A 17,318-nucleotide genomic window follows, 5' to 3' on the forward strand; every position below is an offset into this window, starting at 1 on the left:
GCCGTGGTCAGGCCCCACCGGCTTCCTCGGAGCGGGCGGGCTCAAGATCCACGACGGCGCCCTGGGGGCGAGCAACCGGTTCCGGCCGCGGGCGCCGAAGGGTGCGCGCAAACCCTCAGCGTTTCACTTGGTGAGACGCGCGTCTTGTTCTGCGAGAAGGACGACTAGGGTCGGGCGCGGTCCCGAACCTGCGACACGAGCGGAAGTGCGCCATGCCCAAGACGGTCGTTCACGTATTCCACGACGACGATGACTCGCTGGCCACCGGGACGCGGGTGGCGCAGCGCATCCAGGAGGTCGCGCCGGAGCGGGGAGTCTTTGTCGAGGTCTTCTGCTTCGGGCCGGCCCAGCGCCGCCTCAGCGGTGCGGGCGGCTCGGAGGCGGTCGCGACCTTCAACCGGCAGATCGACGAGCTGATCGCCGGCGGCGTCCGGGTGGGCGCCTGCGTCAACGCCGCCCGGGCGGACGGCACCGAGGACCAGCTCGCCGCCCGCGGGCTCGAACTTCGCGTGGCCCGCGACGAGTTCGTCCGCTTCACCCTCGAACAGGCCACCGTCATCACCTTCTGACGCACCTCGGACCCCGCGCCCACCTCCTCTGACACGCCTCCCACATACAGAATCGGTGTTCTGCTAGTGTTTCCACAAGCAGAACACCGATTCTTTTTGCGAGGAGGTGGGGGTGTGCCTCGGCTCACCGACGCGCGCAAGGAACTCCGGCGCACCCAGATCACGGACGCCGCCGTCCGCTGCTTCAGCCGCTACGGCCTGGAGCGGACCTCGATCGCCGACATCACCGCCGAGTCCGGCCTGTCGACCGGCTCGATCTACGCGCACTACCGCAACAAGGCCGACCTGGTCCGCGCCGCCGCCCGCCAGATGCTCCACCAACGCGCCGACACCATCGGCGAGTTCGCCGCGGCGGACGTCCCGCCCGACCCGGACGAACTGCTCTCCCGGCTGACCGCCGCGATCGACCCCGTCCACGCCCGGGTCGGCGTGCAGACCTGGAGCGAGGCGACCACCGACCCGGAGGTCCACGCCATCGTCGTCGACGCGACCGAGCGGATGCGCGCGATGCTGCACGACTGCGTCACGGCCTGGCTGGTCAAGGTCGAGTGCCGCGAACCGGCCCCGGCCCGGGAGCAGGCCGCCCCGATCGCCCACCGGATCATGGCGCTCTACCAGGCCGAACTGCTCTACACCGCCCTGCGAACAGGCACCAAGGACGGATCATGAAAGCCATCATCTACCGCGACACCGGCACCCCCGACGTTCTCCGGTTCGTCGACCGCGACGTCCCCGAGCCCGGCCCCGGCGAGGTCCGGGTCCGGGTCGTCGTATCCGGTGTCAACCCGACCGACTGGCAGGCACGCTCCGGTGCCGGCCACCCCAAGCACTTCCCCGAGGTCACCCCGCACCTCGACGGCGCCGGCACGATCGACGCCGTCGGTGAGGGCGTCGCCCGCAGCCGGGTCGGTCAGCGGGTCTGGCTGTTCATGGCCGCCGCCGGGCGGCCCACCGGCACCGCCGCCGAGTTCACCGTCGTGCCCGCGGAACAGGCCGTACCCCTTCCCGACGAGGCCGGCTTCGACATCGGCGCCTCGCTCGGTGTCCCCGCGCTGACCGCACACCGCGCGCTCACCGTCACCGAGGACGGGCCGCGCCGGCTCGGGCCCGGGACCCTCGACGGGAAGGTGGTGCTGGCCGCGGGCGGGGCCGGAGCGGTGGGACACGCGGTGATCCAGCTCGCCCGATGGTCCGGCGCCACGGTGATCAGCACGGTCAGCAGCCCGGAGAAAGCCCGGCTCGCCACCGCCGCCGGAGCCCACCACGTGGTCAACTACCGCGAGGGCGACCCGGCCGCCGCCATCCGCAGGAGCGCCCCGGACGGCGTCGACGTCGTCGCCGAGGTGGCACTCGGCAGCAATCTCGCCCTGGACCTCGCCGTCCTCCGCACGCGCGGCACGATCTCGACCTACGCCAACGACGGCGGCAGACCGGTCGAACTGGACGTACTGCGGAACATGGTGCTCAACGCACGCCTCCAGTTCCTGGTCCTCTACACGGCCGGTCCGGAAGCACGCGCCGCGGCCGCCCAGGACGTCGCCGCCGCGGTGGGCGACGGAGCGCTACCGGTCGGCGCGGAGCACGGCCTGCCGCTGCTCCGCTTCCCCCTGGCGCGCACTGCCGACGCGCACCGGGCGGTCGAGAGCCGCTCGGTCGGCAAAGTCCTGGTGGACATCGGCTCCTGACGCTCCGTCCGGCCGGGTGGGAACGGGCGGCGAACGCCCCGGCAGCGAGCCGCATCACGGGAGGCGACGCCGTGCTTCCCCGCGATCTCCTAGCCGGGGTCCCCCGCCGTTCCGGAACGGTTCAGCGCGAGGCGCAGCCGGAAGCAGGCTCCGGGTGTCCGGGGGGCGAGGGTGAGGGTGCCGCCGTGGCGGTGGGCCAGGTCGCGGGCGATGGCGAGGCCCAGGCCGCTGCCGCCGTGGGCGCGGGAGCGGGCGTCATCGAGCCGGACGAACCGTTCGAAGATGCGCTCGGCGTCCTCGACCGGCACGCCCGGCCCGTCATCGCCCACGGTGAGGACGGCCCATGTGCCCTCCGTCCGGACCGTGATCTCGATGCGTCGGGCGGCATGGCGGACCGCGTTGTCGATGAGGTTGCGCAGCAGGCGTTCCAGTTCGCCGGGGTTCCCGTCCACGGGTGCTGGGCCGGTGCTGTCGCAGGTGAGGATCAGTGTGCTGCCGGTGAGGGAGTACTGCTCGGCCAGTTTGGCGGCGAGGGCCGACAGGTCGACGGCCCGCGGGGCGGTTTCCGGGGCCTGGGCGTCGGAGCGGGCGAGGAGCAGCAGGTCCTCGGCGAGGGCCTGGAGGCGGCGGGTCTGCCGTGCGGCGGTGGTGACCGCGGTGGGCCAGTCGGTGCGTTCCGGGTAGGCCAGGGCCACTTCCAGGCTTGCCAGCAGGGAGGTCAGGGGGCTGCGCAGTTCGTGGGCGGCGTCGGCGACGAAGCGGCGCTGCCGCGCCGCCGCGGTGTCGAGACGCTGAAGGGTGGTGTTGATGGTGGTGGCCAGGGCGGTGATCTCGTGTCCGGTGGCGGGGACGGTGACGCGTTCGCGGGGGTCGTCGGCGCTCACCGAGGCGGTCAGGGCGCGGATGGCCTCGACCGGCCGCAGGGCGAGACGGACGGTGAAGTAGGCGGCGGCGGCGATCAGTACGAGGCCGACCAGCCCGGCGCGCAGGAGCAGGTCGCCGGTGGTCGCGGTGATCGCCTCGGCCGTCTCCGGAAGCACCACCACGTAGGTCCGCAGCGTGGCATCGGGGGCGATTCCCAACGCGGCGGCCTTGTCACGGCTCAGGCCGCCGGCCCAGGTATCGACGTACAGCACCGGGTAGGTCCGGCCGGCCAGGTCGGGTGAGCCGGTGGGGGCGTGGTCGCCGCGCGCCGGTATCCGCAGGGGGCGGACGGTGTAGAACCAGCCGTCGTCGCTGTCCGGCGGGGGGGTTGGGGCGGAGAGGGCGGACGGGGCGGGCAGCACGTGGCGGGCGCCGGAGTCGACGGCGTCCAGGCCCCCGCCGGAGGCGACGGCGCCGCGTCGGCCGGTTGCGACGATCTCGTACGGGACCGCGCTTCTGCGGTCGGGGACGATCCCTTCGTCCAGTTGGCCGACCAGGGCGAAAAGGTTTTCGCGGGCCTGTTCTTCGGCGATCCGCGCGCTCTGGCGGTATATCTCGTGGTGCATCCACCCGCCGATGCCGGCCAGCACGGCCGCGGCGGTCAGCGCTGCGGCCAGGGCGGCACGGGCCCGTACCGAACGCGGCAGCCATCGGCGCAGCGTCCTACTCGCGTTCACGGTCGTCCACCAGTCGGTAGCCGATACCCCGCACGGTCTGGAGGGACTTCCGGTCGAAGGCGGCGTCCACCTTCTTGCGCAGGACGCTGACGCGCGCCTCCACCAGGTTGGGGTCCTGCGCTTCGTCAGGCCATGCGTGGTGCAGGAGATCCGCTTTCGGGACCGCTTGACCGGCCCGGCGGGCCAGCAGTTCCAGCACGGCGAACTCCCGGGGCGTGAGTTCGACCCTGACCCCGGCCCGGCGGCACACCCGCCCGGCGGTGTCCAGCGAGAGGTCGCCCACGGACAGCACGGGCGGGACGGCCGCGGTGGCTCGTCTGGTGAGGGCCCGCAGCCGCGCGACGAGCACCATGTAGGAGAAGGGTTTGGCCAGGTAGTCGTCGGCTCCCGTGTCGAGGGCCTCCGCCTGGTCCCACTCCCCGTCCTTGGCCGTGAGGACCAGGACGGGCACGGTGTTGCCCTCCCGGCGCAGTTGGGCGCAGACCTTGTAGCCGTTGAGGCCGGGCAGCATCAAGTCCAGGACGACGACGGCGTATTCGCCGGTCCGGGCCATCCACAGACCGTGCCGGCCGTCGTGGGCGAGGTCGACGCTGTAGCCCTCGGCCAGCAGGCCGATGCGCAGCGTCTGGGCAAGGTCCACTTCGTCTTCGACCACCAGGATGCGCATGCGCAACAGCCTCGCACAGCGGGGTTCGGCCTTCCTGATCGGCTGATCAGGTTGGATCAGCAGCCGGTCAAGGAGGTACGGGCACGCTGGCGGCGCTCCTTCCGCCACCGCTGAAAGGCCCCGCCGCCGATGTCCGTGTTCGAGCGCGCCCCCGCCCCCTCCCCCGCTGCCGACGCCGCTGCCGCCGGAAAGGGCCCCGCTCCCGCGCCTGGCCGTGAGGAACCACCGGGCCCGCCCCCAGCGGTGGTCGTCCTCGCGCCGGCGGCGCTGACCGTCGTTCTGGGGCTGTGGGGCATCCGCAGGCAGAACACCATGTGGGGGGACGAGTCCGTCACGTGCCAGCTCGCCCATCGCGACCTCGCGCAGATCTGGCGCACCGCCCGGCATGCCGATCTGGTGCATTCCCTCTACTACACCGTGATGCACGAGCTCTTCCGCCTCTTCGGCGGAGGGCTGCTGACGCTGCGGCTGCCGTCCGTGCTGGCCATGGCCGCGGCGGCGGGCTGGGTCGGACTGCTCGGAAGGCGCCTGACCGGGCCGCGCACCGGGCTGCTGGCCGGGCTGGTGTTGCCCCTCCTTCCCCAGGTGCAGAAGTACGCGCAGGAAGGCCGCTCCTACGCCATGGTCTGCGCGCTGATCGCATGGGCCACGTACCTGCTCGCGGCCGGCGCCTTGCCGCGGGCCCGCCGGCGGTGGGCGGTCTACGGCTGCGTGATGCTGCTGGCCTGCCTGCTCCACGAGTTCGCCGTCCTGGCACTCGTCGCACACGGCGCGACCCTGCTCGTCTCCCGGGTTCCGCGACCGGTGCTCAAAGGGTGGGGGCTGGCCGCCGTGTGCGTGACCGTCGGGCTGCTGCCGCTGGCGGTCTGCAGCATCGGCCAGTCGGAGCAGGTCTCCTGGATCAGCGGTCCGGTGCGGCCCGGCTACTTCCTGGTCGCGGCAACCGTGGGTGCGGCCTGTGCGACGGTGCCCCTGGGAGGCCGGGGGCCGGTACGGCTGTCCGCGCTGGCCGTGCCGGTCCTCGTGCTCCCGGGACTCGTGCTGCTGGCCGTCTCACCGGCCGTGCCGCTCTTCGTCGACCGGTACGTGGTCTACGGCAACATCGGACTCGCCCTGCTCCTGGGAGCGCGGATCGACCGCTTCCTGCGACGGCGGGCCTCCTCCCGCAGCACGTGGACCGTCGTGGCCTCCGCGCTGGCCGCGACGGCCCTTCTGGCCGCGCTCGTCCCGGCGAGCATCGAGCTGAGGACGCCCCGAAGCCGGAGCGACAACGTCACGGCCATCGGCGCCGCCGTACGCGCGGCAGGCCGTCCGGGGGACGGGCTGGTCTACCTTCCCGGTACCGCCCGGGTCCTGACGGCAGCCGACCCGGAGGACACCCGTTTCCTGACCGACCTGGCGCTGGCGCGGGACGCCGTTTCGTCGGACACGCTCGCCGGCGTCGAACTTCCCGCCCGGACCGTCGCGGCACGCATGCCGGCCTTCGACCGCATAGTCGCCGTCCGCGCAGGGTCACCCGCATCGGCCGACCAGCAGGACGAAGCGAAAGCAGCCACGCTCCGGCGCTGCTTCGACCCGCACGCGACAACCGAGGCCGGCGGGGCGCACGTCACCGTCTACGTCAGAAGACACCACGGCTGTCTTCGCGGGCCGGTACGCCGCGACCGGCAGAGCCCGGTCTTCCTGTCGCGGGCTCCCTGGCCGGCCCGACCGACGCCGGCGACCGGGCGGACACCTGCCTGAGCTGACCGCTGAACCCACCTGCCCCGTACGGCCGTTCGCCCGGCCGCCGTGTTTTTCGCATGGCGACCGGGCGGTGGTGCGACGGGGCCGAAGCGGTGGGGCGGGCGCCGCGGCGGGCCGTCAGATCGCCGCGGGGCTGGCCGGCTCGGCCACCGCCGCGGCCTCGGGCTGCTCCGCGGAGCGCAGCAGCAGCACCGTCACCAGGCAGCAGGCGAGCGCGGCGGCCGCGCACACCTCGAACCCGAGCGCGTAGGCGTGCCCGAGGGCCTTGAAGGCGAGGCCGGACGCGGACGGGTCGGCGTGCAGCACCGCCACCGGGCCGTCGGCGGACAGGATGCCGTGCGCCTTCGCCTTGTCGGCGGCGCCCAGCGTGGAGGCGGTGAGCGAACCGCTGAAGTGGTGCACGGCGTTGGCGGTGGCGATCGCGCCGATCACCGCGGGGCCGAGGGTGAAGCCGAAGTCGCGCAGCATGCTGGTGGTGGCGCTGGCCATGCCGGCCAGGTCGTGCGGGACCGTCTCGACCGCGGTCGCGGTGACCGCGGAGACCGCGAAGCTGAACCCGACGCCGACCAGCCCCATCGGCACGATCAGCGAGGGCAGCGCGCTGTCGGAGATCGGCAGCCGTCCGGCGAGGAAGTCGCCGACGGCCATCAGCAGGAAGCCCAGGCCGAGCACCCAGCGCGCCTCCAGGGCGCGCATGAGCTGGTGGGTGAGCGGCAGCAGGAAGATCGTCAGCCCGCTCAGCAGCAGGAACGCCACCGCGGTGCGCATCGAGCTCTGGCCCTGGATCGGGCCCATCCGCAGGCTGATCGCGTAGGCGGTGCCGAGGAAGGCGAACATGCCGACCACGGTGACGGCCGAGGCGAGCGCGAAGTTGCGGGAGCGGAACAGGTCCAGGCGCAGCAGCGGGTTGGCCACCCGCAGTTCGACCGCGACGAAGGCGGCCAGGCACACGCCGGACAGCACGAACGCGCCGACCACGGTGGCGCTGCCCCAGCCGTCGGAGGCGCCCTGGATGACGCCGAAGAGCAGGGCGCACAGGCCGAGTCCGACGGTGGTCTGGCCGAGCGGGTCGAGCGAGCGGCCGGCGGGCGAGCGGGAGTCCTGCGCGAAGAAGTGGGTGAGCAGCGCGTCGCCGAGGGCGAGTACGACGACGACGGTGAAGGCCCAGCGCCACTGGAAGTAGGTGGCGGTGATGCCGCCGAGCAGCGGGGCGAGGAAGTTGCCGGTGGACAGCACCGCGGCCCACAGCGCGATCATCCGGGCGCGCCGGGCGGCGGTGCGCTCGCCGGCGACGAGCATGGCGAGGGTGGTGGGGAAGAGCGCCGCGCAGCCGATGCCCGCGATGATCTGGCCGGTCCACATCACGCCGATCTGGTGGGCGGCGGCCGACACCGCCTCGCCGACCGCGAGCAGCAGCGCGCCGCCCAGCAGCAGCCGTTTGCGGCCGAAGAGGTCGCCGAGCACCCCGCAGGTCAGTTCGAGGACGGTGATCGGCAGCAGGGAGCAGTCGGATATCCAGGTGAGCTGGGAGCCGCTGGGTTCGAAGACCTCCTGGAAGGTGCCGTTGAGGGTGGCGGGCATGGCCAGGCCGATCTGCGCCAGGCACACGGCGAATAGCGCCGCGACGACCGTTCCCGTTCGCAGTGCGCCCCCGCCGTCCGCGGAGGGGTGTTGCCCTGTCGCTGTTGTCATCGTGGTCCTTCGCTCGCTTCGCAAGGGGGGCCGGGCGCTCACCCCGTGGGGGCGCCGGACCGGCGGGTTGGCCGCGTCAACGGACCGTAAACTGGCGCTGATTTTGGCGCAAGAGTTGTGACTAAGATTGTTGACGATCCTTCGGGGCGCCCCTAGAGTCACGCCGGAAGCTCCTTCGCGAAAGCGAGACGACCATGCAGCCCACCTCCGGCGCCGGACTGCCGTGCATGCTGATGCGCGGCGGCACCTCCAAGGGCGCCTACTTCCTCGCCGACGACCTGCCGGCCGACCCCGGCGAGCGGGACGCGCTGATGCTGCGGGTGATGGGCAGCCCCGACCCCCGGCAGATCGACGGCGTCGGCGGCGCCCACCCGCTCACCAGCAAGGTCGCGGTGGTCGGCGCCTCGCCCGACCCCGGCGCGGACGTGGACTACCTCTTCCTCCAGGTCGGCGTGGGAGCGGCCACCGTCTCCGCCGCGCAGAACTGCGGCAACATCCTCGCCGGGGTCGGGCCGTTCGCGGTCGAACGCGGCCTGGTCGCCGCGGGCGCGGACCGTACGCGGGTGCGGGTGCGCATGCTCAACTCCGGCAGCCTGGCCACCGCCGACTTCGCCACCCCCGGCGGCGCGGTCCGCTACGACGGCGGGACCGCGATCAGCGGCGTGCCCGGCACCGCCGCCGCGATCCTGCTGGACTTCGCCGGCACCGAGGGCGCCACCTGCGGCGCCCTGCTGCCGACCGGCAACGTCCGCGACCTGGTCGACGGCGTCGAGGCCACCTGCCTGGACAACGGCATGCCCGTGGTGGTCGCCGACGCCCGCGACCTGGGCGCCACCGGCTACGAGACGACCGCGGAACTGGCCGCCGATGCCCGGCTGGCCGCGCGGGTGCAGGCACTGCGGATCGCGGCGGGCCGGCTGATGGGGCTCGGCGACGTACGCGACGCGCCCGTGCCCAAGACCACCCTGATCGCGCCACCGCGGCACGGCGGCGCGATCAGCACCCGCACCTTCATCCCGGTCCGCCCGCACGAGTCGATCGGGGTGCTCGGCGCCGTCACGGTGGCGACCGCGCTGCTGCTGCCGGGCGCCGTCGGCCACGACCTGGCCGAACTGCCCTCCCCCGGCGAGCCGCTCGGCATCGAGCACCCGAGCGGGCGGCTGGAGGTCCAGGTGGAGCTGGCGGGCGGGCAGCTGCCGCCCCGGGTGCGCCGCTCCCGCCTGGTGCGCACCGCGCGCAAGCTCTTCGACGGCCGCGTCTTCCCCCGCCCGGCCGGATGACGACCGGACCCCGGGGGCCGGTTACGATGTGGAGAACAATATTGTCGCCAATGCAGCGATGGGGGTACAGGTCATGGCTGTGACCGCGAGGCCGGCCGCAGCGGCGGACCCGGCCGGGTCGAAGGTCGCCGACACGATCCGCGAGGCCATCACCGCCGGGGACTTCGCCCCCAACCAGCGCCTGGTGGAAGCCGAGTTGTCCGAGCAGTTCGGCGCGAGCCGGGCGAGCGTGCGGAACGCGCTGGCCCAACTCGCCACCGAGGGGCTGGTCGAGCGCATCCAGAACCGCGGCGCCCGGGTGCGCGCCGTCTCGCTCGACGAGGCCGTGGAGATCACCGAGGTCCGGATGGCCCTGGAGGGCCTGTGCGCCGCGAAGGCCGCCGAGCGCGTCACCGACGCCGACCGCGAGGTGCTGCTCGACCTCGGCGCCCGGATGAAGGCGGCGGTGGCGGCGGGCGACGTGCTGGGCTACTCCGACCTCAACCGCCGCCTGCACGGCCGGGTACTGGAGATGAGCGGCCAGCACACCGCCCGCGCGGTGCTGGAGCGCCTGCACGGCCAGAACGTCCGCCGCCAGTTCCGGCTGGCCATGCACCCGGGCCGCCCGCAGGTCTCCCTCCCCCAGCACCTCGCGGTCATCGACGCGGTGTGCGCCGGTGACACGGCCGCCGCCGAGGCCGCCATGCGCGCGCACCTGCACTCCGTCGTCAGCGCCCTGCCCGCCCTGGAAAACCCCCACTGATCCACTCCGCCGCCGCGGCGGCCCGGGCGGAGCGGGGGCGGACCCCATGCGGGCCTTTCACCACTACGGCCGGGCCACCTGCGGCAATGGCGGCGAAGCCGCACGTCGGGCCGCCGCTCCCGGCCGCCCGGCGTGCCCGATGTCACGCTACGGGGCGGTAGGAACACGGCGAACGATGCAGACACCGGGCCCCGGCCTTGCCTAGCATCTGTCCCATGACTGTTCTGCCGGACGACGGCGTCTCCGCACCCGACGCGTTCCCGCCCGCCACCCGCGAGCAGTGGCGCGAGCTGGTGGCGGGCGTACTGCGCAAGTCGGGCCGCGAGCTCTCCGGCGAGGAGGCCGAGCGCGCCCTGTCCACCGACCTCGGCGACGGCATCAGCGTGCGCCCGCTCTACACCGCCGACGACACCGCGCCCGACCCGGGCCTGCCCGGCTTCCCGCCGTACGTACGCGGCAGCCGGCCGCTCGGCGGCTGGGACGTACGCCAGCGGCACCTCACGCCGGACCCCGCGGCCGCCAACGAGGCGATCCTCGCCGACCTGGAGAACGGCGCCACCTCGGTGTGGCTGACGGTGGGCGGCGCGGGCCTGCCGGTCGCCGGCCTCGGGCGGGCCCTGGACGGGGTCTACCTCGACCTCGCGCCGGTCGTCCTGGAGGCGGGGGCCGAAACCGGCGCCGCCGCACAGGAGTTGCTGCGGCTGCTGGACGAGCGGGGCGTGGACCCCGCGCAGGCCGCGGGCAACCTCGGCGCCGACCCGCTGGGCCTGGCCGCCCGCACCGGCGCCCCCGCCGCCTACGACGACGCCCTCGCGCTGGCCGTACGCACCGCCGAGCGCTACCCGCGGCTGCGCGCGCTGACCGTGGACGCGCTGCCCTACCACGAGGCCGGCGCGTCGGCCGCGCAGGAACTGGGCGCCTCCCTCGCCACCGGCGTCGCCTACCTGCGGGCGCTGACCGCCGCCGGACTGGACGTCGCCGCCGCCTGCGGCCGGCTGGAGTTCCGCTACGCCGCCACGGCCGACCAGTTCCTCACCATCGCCAAACTCCGCGCGGCCCGCCGGACCTGGGCCCGCGTCGCGCAGGCGGCCGGCGCCCCCGCGGCGGGCGGGCAGCACCAGCACGCCGTCACCTCGACGGTGATGATGACCCGCCGCGACCCGTACGTGAACATGCTCCGCACCACCCTCGCCTGCCTGGGTGCCGGGGTCGGCGGCGCCGACGCGGTGACCGTGCTCCCCTTCGACGAGGCGCTGGGCCGGCCCGACGCGTTCGCCCGCCGGATCGCCCGCAACACCTCCTCGATCCTGCTGGAGGAGTCGCACCTCGGCCAGGTCGCCGACCCGGCCGGCGGCTCCTGGTACGTCGAGTGCCTCACCGACGAACTCGCCCACCGCGCCTGGGAGTTCTTCCAGGAGCTGGAGGCGGCCGGCGGCCAGGAGCGGGCGCTTTCCGCCGGGCTGGTCGGCGAGCGGATCGCGGCCACCTGGCAGGACCGCGGCCGCCGGCTGGCCACGCGCCGCGAACCGGTCACCGGCGTCAGCGAGTTCCCGGACCTGGCCGAGCGGCCGGTCGAGCGCGTCAGCGCCCCGGCCGAGCCGGCGGGCGGCCTGCCGAAGGTGCGGCGCGACGAGGCGTACGAAGTGCTGCGCGCCCGCTCCGACGCCCATCTGGCCGCCACCGGCGTCCGCCCGCGAGTCTTCCTCGCCGCGCTCGGCCCGCCCGCGGTGCACACCGCGCGGGTCTCCTTCGCCTCGAACCTCTTCCAGGCCGGGGGCGTCCAGCCGGTGCACGACCCGGTGACCGTGGACGCCGCCGGCGTCGCCGAGGCGTTCGCGGCCAGCGGCGCCGAACTGGCCTGCGTGTGCTCCAGCGACGCCGTCTACGCCGAGCAGGCCGAGGCGGTCGTCGCGGCGCTGCGCGCGGCCGGCGCCCGCTGGACCGGGGTGGCGGGCAAGCCCGCCGTGGCGCCCGGGGCCGACGGCCATGTCTTCCTGGGCTGCGACGCCGTCGCCGTCCTGACCACCGTCCTCGACCGCGCGGGAGTGGCGGCGTGATGCAGACCCCCGACCCTTCTTCGACCTCCGAGCCGTCGGCGACCCCCGGCTCCTCCCCGATCCCCGACTTCTCGCAGATCTCGCTCGGCACCGGCGACGGCGGCGGTGCCGGCGCCGAGGGCAGCGCCGACAGCGGCACCCTGGAGCAGTGGCGCGCGGCGGTGAAGGAGTCCGCGGCCGGCGGCGGCGCCTCCGACCTCGTGTGGGAGACCCCCGAGGGCATCGGCGTCAAGCCGCTGTACACCGCCGCCGATGTGCGGGGCCTGCCCGCGCTGGGCACCTACCCCGGCATCGCGCCCTACCTGCGCGGCCCGTACCCGACCATGTACGTCAACCAGCCGTGGACGATCCGCCAGTACGCGGGCTTCTCCACCGCCGAGGAGTCGAACGCCTTCTACCGGCGCAACCTGGCGGCCGGCCAGAAGGGCCTGTCGGTCGCGTTCGACCTGCCCACCCACCGCGGCTACGACAGCGACCACCCGCGGGTGACCGGCGACGTCGGCATGGCGGGCGTCGCGATCGACTCGATCTACGACATGCGGCAGCTCTTCGACGGCATCCCGCTGGACCGTATGACGGTGTCGATGACCATGAACGGCGCGGTGCTGCCGGTGCTCGCGCTGTACATCGTGGCCGCCGAGGAGCAGGGGGTGCCGCCGGAGAAGCTGGCCGGCACCATCCAGAACGACATCCTCAAGGAGTTCATGGTCCGCAACACCTACATCTACCCGCCGCGGCCCTCGATGCGGATCATCTCCGACATCTTCGCGTACACCTCGCGGAAGATGCCCCGCTACAACTCGATCTCCATCTCCGGCTACCACATCCAGGAGGCCGGTGCGACGGCCGACCTGGAGCTGGCCTACACGCTGGCCGACGGGGTGGAGTACCTGCGGGCGGGCCGGGAGGCGGGGCTGGACGTCGACGCGTTCGCGCCGCGGCTGTCGTTCTTCTGGGCGATCGGGATGAACTTCTTCATGGAGGTCGCCAAGTTGCGGGCGGCCCGGCTGCTGTGGGCCCGGCTGGTGCGGCAGTTCGACCCGAAGAACCCCAAGTCGCTGTCGCTGCGCACCCATTCGCAGACCTCCGGCTGGTCGCTGACCGCGCAGGACGTCTTCAACAACGTCACCCGCACCTGCGTGGAGGCGATGGCCGCCACCCAGGGCCACACCCAGTCCCTGCACACCAACGCGCTGGACGAGGCGCTGGCGCTGCCGACGGACTTCTCCGCGCGGATCGCCCGCAACACCCAGCTGCTGCTCCAGCAGGAGTCCGGCACCACCCGGGTGATCGACCCGTGGGGCGGCAGCGCCTACGTCGAGCGGCTCACCCACGACCTGGCCGAGCGCGCCTGGCAGCACATCCAGGAGGTCGAGGCGGCCGGCGGCATGGCGCAGGCGATCGACGCGGGCATCCCGAAGCTGCGGGTGGAGGAGGCGGCCGCGCGCACCCAGGCGCGGATCGACTCCGGCCGGCAGCCGGTGATCGGCGTCAACAAGTACCGGGTGGACAGCGACGAGCAGATCGAGGTGCTCAAGGTCGACAACTCCTCGGTGCGCGCCCAGCAGATCGCCAAGCTGCGGCGGCTGCGCGAGGAGCGCGACGAGGCCGCCTGCCAGGACGCGCTGCGCGCGCTGAGCCGGGCCGCGGGCCGCGCGCCGGGCCCGGACCTGGAGGGCAACCTGCTGGCGCTGGCGGTGGACGCGGCCCGCGCGAAGGCGACGGTCGGCGAGATCTCCGACGCCCTGGAGCAGGTCTACGGGCGGCACGCCGGCCAGATCCGTACGATCACGGGTGTGTACCGCAACGAGGCCGGCCAGTCCCCCACCGTGCAGGGCACCCGGGACCTGGTCGAACGGTTCGAGAAGGCGGAGGGGCGGCGGCCGCGCATCCTCGTCGCGAAAATGGGCCAGGACGGCCACGACCGGGGGCAGAAGGTGATCGCCACCGCCTTCGCCGACCTCGGCTTCGACGTGGACGTCGGCCCGCTCTTCCAGACCCCGGCGGAGGTGGCGCGGCAGGCGGTGGAGGCCGACGTGCACATCGTCGGCGTGTCGTCGCTGGCCGCCGGGCACCTGACGCTGGTGCCCGCGCTCCGCGAGGAGCTGGCGGCCGAGGGCCGGGAGGACATCATGATCGTGGTGGGCGGGGTGATCCCGCCGCAGGACGTCGCCGCGCTCCACGAGGCGGGCGCCGCGGCGGTCTTCCCGCCGGGCACGGTCATCCCGGAGGCGGCGCGCGACCTGGTGGCCCGGCTCGGTGCCGCCCTCGGACACGAGGAGTTGTAGCCGCGGCATGCTCAGGGACGTCGACGGTTATGCCAAGGGTGTGCTCGACGGGCGGCGCGCCTTCGTGGCGCGGGCGATCACCCTGGTGGAGTCCACCCGGCCCGAGCACCGGGTGCTGGCGCAGCGGCTGCTGACTCAGCTGCTGCCGCACAGCGGCGGGGCCCGGCGGATCGGGGTCAGCGGGGTGCCGGGGGTGGGCAAGTCCACCTTCATCGACGCCTTCGGCACCATGCTCACCGGGCTGGGCCACAAGGTGGCGGTGCTGGCGGTGGACCCGTCCTCGACGCGCACCGGCGGCTCCATCCTCGGCGACAAGACGCGGATGGAGCGGCTGGCGGTGGACCCGTCGGCGTTCGTCCGGCCCTCGCCGAGCGCGGGCACCCTGGGCGGCGTGGCGAAGGCCACCCGGGAGTCGATGGTGGTGATGGAGGCCGCCGGATACGACGTGGTGCTGGTGGAGACCGTCGGCGTCGGCCAGTCCGAGACGGCCGTGGCCGGCATGGTGGACTCCTTCCTGCTGCTCACCCTCGCCCGCACCGGCGACCAGCTCCAGGGCATCAAGAAGGGCGTGCTGGAGCTGGCGGACGTGATCGCGGTCAACAAGGCCGACGGCCCGCACGAGCGCGACGCGCGCGGCGCCGCCCGCGAACTGGCGGGCGCGCTGCGGCTGATGCACCCCGCGGACGCGTCCTGGACGCCGCCGGTGCTCAGTTGCAGCGCCCGCGAGTCGAGCGGCCTGGACACCGTCTGGGAGCGGCTGGAGCAGCACCGGTCGCTGCTGGCGAAGGACGGGCGGCTGGACGCCAAACGGCGTGAGCAGCAGGTCGCGTGGGCGTGGTCGATGGTCGAGGACGAGTTGCTGGGGCGCCTGCGCGGCCACCCGGGGGTGCGGTCGGCGGCGCCGTACCTGGAGGAGCAGGTGCGCGCCGGGAGGATCACCGCGGCCGGCGCCGCCGACCGGCTGCTGGCGGTCTTCGACGGCCGCGATCCGCAGTCCCCGCCCGGGGCGTGAGGTCAGCCGACCGGCAACCCGGACGGGGGCCTCAACGGCCGTACGGGCGGCGGTCCTCCGGGGCGGCGGGCGCGTCGGCGGGCGGTGCTGCGGGCGCGTCGGCGGGGCCGAGGACCTCGACGACGAGCTTGGTGTGCTGGCCGTCCAGCCCTTCCACCATCACCAGCGTGCAGGCCCGCACCCGGGCCCGGTAGACGCGCCTGACGGGGAGGTCGGTGCGCGGGGTCAGCGGGTAGTCGTTCGCCGTGAAGCTGTTGCCGCCGTTGTCGCCGCGGTGGACGTGCATGTGGTTCATGTAGCGGATGTTGGTGGCGACATCGAGGATCACCGGGTGCCGGAAGGGCTGGTCCCACGCCGGGTGCCAGCTGTTGCGCTTCTTCTCCGGCCGGGTGTCGGCGAACTCGGTCACCTCGATCTCGTGCCCGGCGGGTATGGGGGCCGGGTAGTTGAGCGTCAGCGTCGCTTCCATGGGCCGCAGCGTAGTGCCCGCCGGGCGGCCGGCGGGTGGCCCGCAGCCGTCCGCGCGGTCACCGTACGGCCCCGGACCGCACCCTGCGCGGCACCGCGAGGTCCCGGTGCGCCCGCGGTAGCGGCACCGCGGGCGGCGGACCGGCAGCGGAGTCGGTAGGGTGCGCGCGTGAACACTCCCTCTGCCACCCCGCCCGTCCCGTCCTCCTTCCGACTGATCGTCACCGGAGGCGGCACCGGCGGGCACACATATCCCGCGCTCACCGCGATCCGTACCCTCCAGGCCCGGCTGGCGGCCGGCGGCGGCGCGCTCGACGTGCTGTGGATCGGCACCGAGGAGGGGCTGGAGGCGCGGGTCGCCCCGGCCGAGGGCATCGCCTTCGACACCGTCGTCACCGGCAAGATCCGCCGCTCCAGCAACCCGCTGAAGATGGCCTCGCCCGCGAACATGCGGGACATGGCGCGGGTGCCGCTCGGCGTGGCGCAGGCGCGCCGGATCGTCTCCGGGTTCCGGCCGGACGTCGTGCTGGCCACCGGCGGCTACGTCGCGGTGCCCGCAGGTCTGGCCGCCCGCATGTGCAAGCGCCCGCTGGTGCTGCACGAGCAGACGGTGCGGCTGGGGCTGGCCAACCGCAAGCTGGCCGGCTCGGCGGCCCGGATCGCGCTGTCCTCCGACTCCTCGCTCGCCCTGCTGCCGGAGCAGTTGCGGCCCCTCGCGGTGGTGACCGGCAACCCGATCCGCCCGGAGGTGCTGACCGGCCACCCGGACAAGGCGATCAGCGCGCTGAACCTGTACGGCTTCGAACGCGGCCTGCCCACGGTCTACGTCACCGGCGGCGCGCAGGGCTCGCAGCAGATCAACGACGTGGTGCGTGACGCGCTGCCCTGGCTGCTGGAGCGGGCGAACGTCATCCACCAGTGCGGCCCGGCCAACGTGGACGACCTGCGCCGCCATGTGGCCGGCCTGCACCCGGGGCTGGCCGCCCGCTACCACCTCACCGGCTTCGTGGGCCCCGAGCTGCCGGACGTGCTGGCGCTGGCCGACCTGGTGGTCTCGCGCAGCGGCGCCGGCACCCTCGCCGAGCTGACGGCGCTGGGCAAGCCGGCCGTCTTCATCCCGCTGGCCACCTCCGCGGGCAACGAACAGGCCCACAACGCCCGGCACCTGGAGGAGTCCGGCGCCGCCGTCGCCCTGATCGGCGAGGTCACCGCGGACCGCCTCGTGGCCGCGGCCGGCCCGCTGCTCACCGACCCCGCCCGCCGCGCCGCCATGGCCGCCCAGGCCCGCGCCCACGGCCGCCCCGACGCCGCCGACCGCCTGGTGGACGTCCTGCTGTCGGTGGCCACCCGCTCCTGACCCCTCCCCCTCCCCGCCTCCTTCGACGGGCCCGGCCTTCCCACCGGGCCCGTCAGAGGAGTGAGTGCTCCCCGCACATGTCTTGTCAAAGACACGTCACGGCTTCTACGGTGTGGCCGCGAAAGAAAATGCTCGACTCTGTTTCCTTACGTTG

At 73.9% G+C, this 17,318-nt stretch carries 14 protein-coding genes; 10 read left to right on the forward strand and 4 right to left on the reverse strand.

The features are described from left to right. The first annotated feature begins 212 nt into the window (after nucleotides 1–212). The 3 genes from WA788_RS07580 (at nucleotide 213) to WA788_RS07590 (ending at nucleotide 2,254) form a co-directional block, all read left to right on the forward strand. Nucleotides 213–569 carry a hypothetical protein gene (locus WA788_RS07580; RefSeq protein ID WP_335972825.1) on the forward strand — a complete coding sequence of 119 codons (357 nt, stop codon included), beginning with the start codon at nucleotides 213–215 and terminating at the stop codon, nucleotides 567–569. A gap of 114 nt (nucleotides 570–683) precedes the next feature. Continuing rightward, nucleotides 684–1,238 (forward strand): TetR/AcrR family transcriptional regulator, encoded by a 555-nt coding sequence (locus tag WA788_RS07585; RefSeq protein ID WP_335972826.1) that lies wholly within the window; start codon nucleotides 684–686, stop codon nucleotides 1,236–1,238. Further along, the gene (locus WA788_RS07590; protein ID WP_335972828.1) at nucleotides 1,235–2,254 is read left to right on the forward strand and encodes an NADPH:quinone reductase; all 1,020 of its coding nucleotides are present in this window, start codon (nucleotides 1,235–1,237) and stop codon (nucleotides 2,252–2,254) included. Before WA788_RS07585 ends, WA788_RS07590 begins: the two co-directional genes overlap by 4 nt. An 89-nt stretch (nucleotides 2,255–2,343) precedes the next feature. Here WA788_RS07590 and WA788_RS07595 read toward each other — a convergent pair whose 3' ends face one another. Together WA788_RS07595 and WA788_RS07600 are read right to left on the reverse strand one after the other, a co-directional pair. Continuing rightward, nucleotides 2,344–3,855, reverse strand: a complete 1,512-nt coding sequence (locus WA788_RS07595; protein WP_335972830.1) for a sensor histidine kinase — start codon at nucleotides 3,853–3,855, stop codon at nucleotides 2,344–2,346. After that, complete coding sequence (locus WA788_RS07600) at nucleotides 3,842–4,522, reverse strand: response regulator transcription factor (RefSeq protein ID WP_335972832.1); 681 nt, start codon at nucleotides 4,520–4,522, stop codon at nucleotides 3,842–3,844. The genes WA788_RS07595 and WA788_RS07600 overlap by 14 nt, the downstream gene beginning before the upstream one ends. 243 nt (nucleotides 4,523–4,765) lie before the next feature. Between WA788_RS07600 and WA788_RS07605 the strand changes: the two genes are divergently transcribed. Then, nucleotides 4,766–6,265 (forward strand): glycosyltransferase family 39 protein, encoded by a 1,500-nt coding sequence (locus WA788_RS07605; protein ID WP_335972834.1) that lies wholly within the window; start codon nucleotides 4,766–4,768, stop codon nucleotides 6,263–6,265. Nucleotides 6,266–6,385: 120 nt separating this feature from the next. On the opposite strand, the gene WA788_RS07610 is transcribed toward WA788_RS07605, so the two are convergent. After that, a complete protein-coding gene (locus tag WA788_RS07610; protein ID WP_335972837.1) occupies nucleotides 6,386–7,960 on the reverse strand; it encodes an MFS transporter in 1,575 nt (524 codons plus the stop codon). A gap of 194 nt (nucleotides 7,961–8,154) precedes the next feature. Here WA788_RS07610 and WA788_RS07615 point away from each other — a divergent pair, with 194 nt between their 5' ends. From WA788_RS07615 to meaB, 5 genes are all read left to right on the forward strand, one after another. Then, nucleotides 8,155–9,240 (forward strand): 4-oxalomesaconate tautomerase, encoded by a 1,086-nt coding sequence (locus WA788_RS07615; protein WP_335972840.1) that lies wholly within the window; start codon nucleotides 8,155–8,157, stop codon nucleotides 9,238–9,240. 73 nt (nucleotides 9,241–9,313) lie between these two features. Further along, nucleotides 9,314–9,982 carry a GntR family transcriptional regulator gene (locus WA788_RS07620; RefSeq protein WP_335972843.1) on the forward strand — a complete coding sequence of 223 codons (669 nt, stop codon included), beginning with the start codon at nucleotides 9,314–9,316 and terminating at the stop codon, nucleotides 9,980–9,982. A 215-nt stretch (nucleotides 9,983–10,197) separates the two neighbouring features. Further along, nucleotides 10,198–12,039, forward strand: a complete 1,842-nt coding sequence (locus WA788_RS07625; RefSeq protein ID WP_335972846.1) for a methylmalonyl-CoA mutase subunit beta — start codon at nucleotides 10,198–10,200, stop codon at nucleotides 12,037–12,039. Then, on the forward strand, nucleotides 12,039–14,327 hold the full coding sequence (scpA, locus tag WA788_RS07630) for a methylmalonyl-CoA mutase (RefSeq protein ID WP_335973095.1): 2,289 nt from the start codon (nucleotides 12,039–12,041) through the stop codon (nucleotides 14,325–14,327). Before WA788_RS07625 ends, scpA begins: the two co-directional genes overlap by 1 nt. A 7-nt stretch (nucleotides 14,328–14,334) precedes the next feature. Beyond that, nucleotides 14,335–15,339, forward strand: a complete 1,005-nt coding sequence (meaB, locus tag WA788_RS07635) for a methylmalonyl Co-A mutase-associated GTPase MeaB (RefSeq protein WP_335972849.1) — start codon at nucleotides 14,335–14,337, stop codon at nucleotides 15,337–15,339. A gap of 31 nt (nucleotides 15,340–15,370) precedes the next feature. Here meaB and WA788_RS07640 read toward each other — a convergent pair whose 3' ends face one another. Beyond that, nucleotides 15,371–15,808 (reverse strand): hypothetical protein, encoded by a 438-nt coding sequence (locus WA788_RS07640; protein ID WP_335972853.1) that lies wholly within the window; start codon nucleotides 15,806–15,808, stop codon nucleotides 15,371–15,373. Nucleotides 15,809–15,976: 168 nt separating this feature from the next. Here WA788_RS07640 and WA788_RS07645 point away from each other — a divergent pair, with 168 nt between their 5' ends. Then, the gene (locus WA788_RS07645; RefSeq protein WP_335972855.1) at nucleotides 15,977–17,164 is read left to right on the forward strand and encodes a UDP-N-acetylglucosamine--N-acetylmuramyl-(pentapeptide) pyrophosphoryl-undecaprenol N-acetylglucosamine transferase; all 1,188 of its coding nucleotides are present in this window, start codon (nucleotides 15,977–15,979) and stop codon (nucleotides 17,162–17,164) included. Nucleotides 17,165–17,318: the final 154 nt, after the last annotated feature.

It is taken from the genome of Streptomyces sp. CA2R106 (assembly GCF_037034245.1).
Lineage (GTDB): Bacteria > Actinomycetota > Actinomycetes > Streptomycetales > Streptomycetaceae > Actinacidiphila.

Bases quoted from the DNA above. Each gene is read 5' to 3' on its own strand.
- WA788_RS07590 (WP_335972828.1), top strand. From the start codon at position 1,235: ATGAAAGCCATCATCTACCGCGACACCGGCACCCCCGACGTTCTCCGG.
- WA788_RS07620 (WP_335972843.1), top strand. From the start codon at position 9,314: ATGGCTGTGACCGCGAGGCCGGCCGCAGCGGCGGACCCGGCCGGGTCG.
- meaB (WP_335972849.1), top strand. From the start codon at position 14,335: ATGCTCAGGGACGTCGACGGTTATGCCAAGGGTGTGCTCGACGGGCGG.
- WA788_RS07625 (WP_335972846.1), top strand. From the start codon at position 10,198: ATGACTGTTCTGCCGGACGACGGCGTCTCCGCACCCGACGCGTTCCCG.
- WA788_RS07615 (WP_335972840.1), top strand. From the start codon at position 8,155: ATGCAGCCCACCTCCGGCGCCGGACTGCCGTGCATGCTGATGCGCGGC.
- scpA (WP_335973095.1), top strand. From the start codon at position 12,039: ATGCAGACCCCCGACCCTTCTTCGACCTCCGAGCCGTCGGCGACCCCC.
- WA788_RS07640 (WP_335972853.1), bottom strand. From the start codon at position 15,808: ATGGAAGCGACGCTGACGCTCAACTACCCGGCCCCCATACCCGCCGGG.
- WA788_RS07580 (WP_335972825.1), top strand. From the start codon at position 213: ATGCCCAAGACGGTCGTTCACGTATTCCACGACGACGATGACTCGCTG.
- WA788_RS07600 (WP_335972832.1), bottom strand. From the start codon at position 4,522: ATGCGCATCCTGGTGGTCGAAGACGAAGTGGACCTTGCCCAGACGCTG.
- WA788_RS07610 (WP_335972837.1), bottom strand. From the start codon at position 7,960: ATGACAACAGCGACAGGGCAACACCCCTCCGCGGACGGCGGGGGCGCA.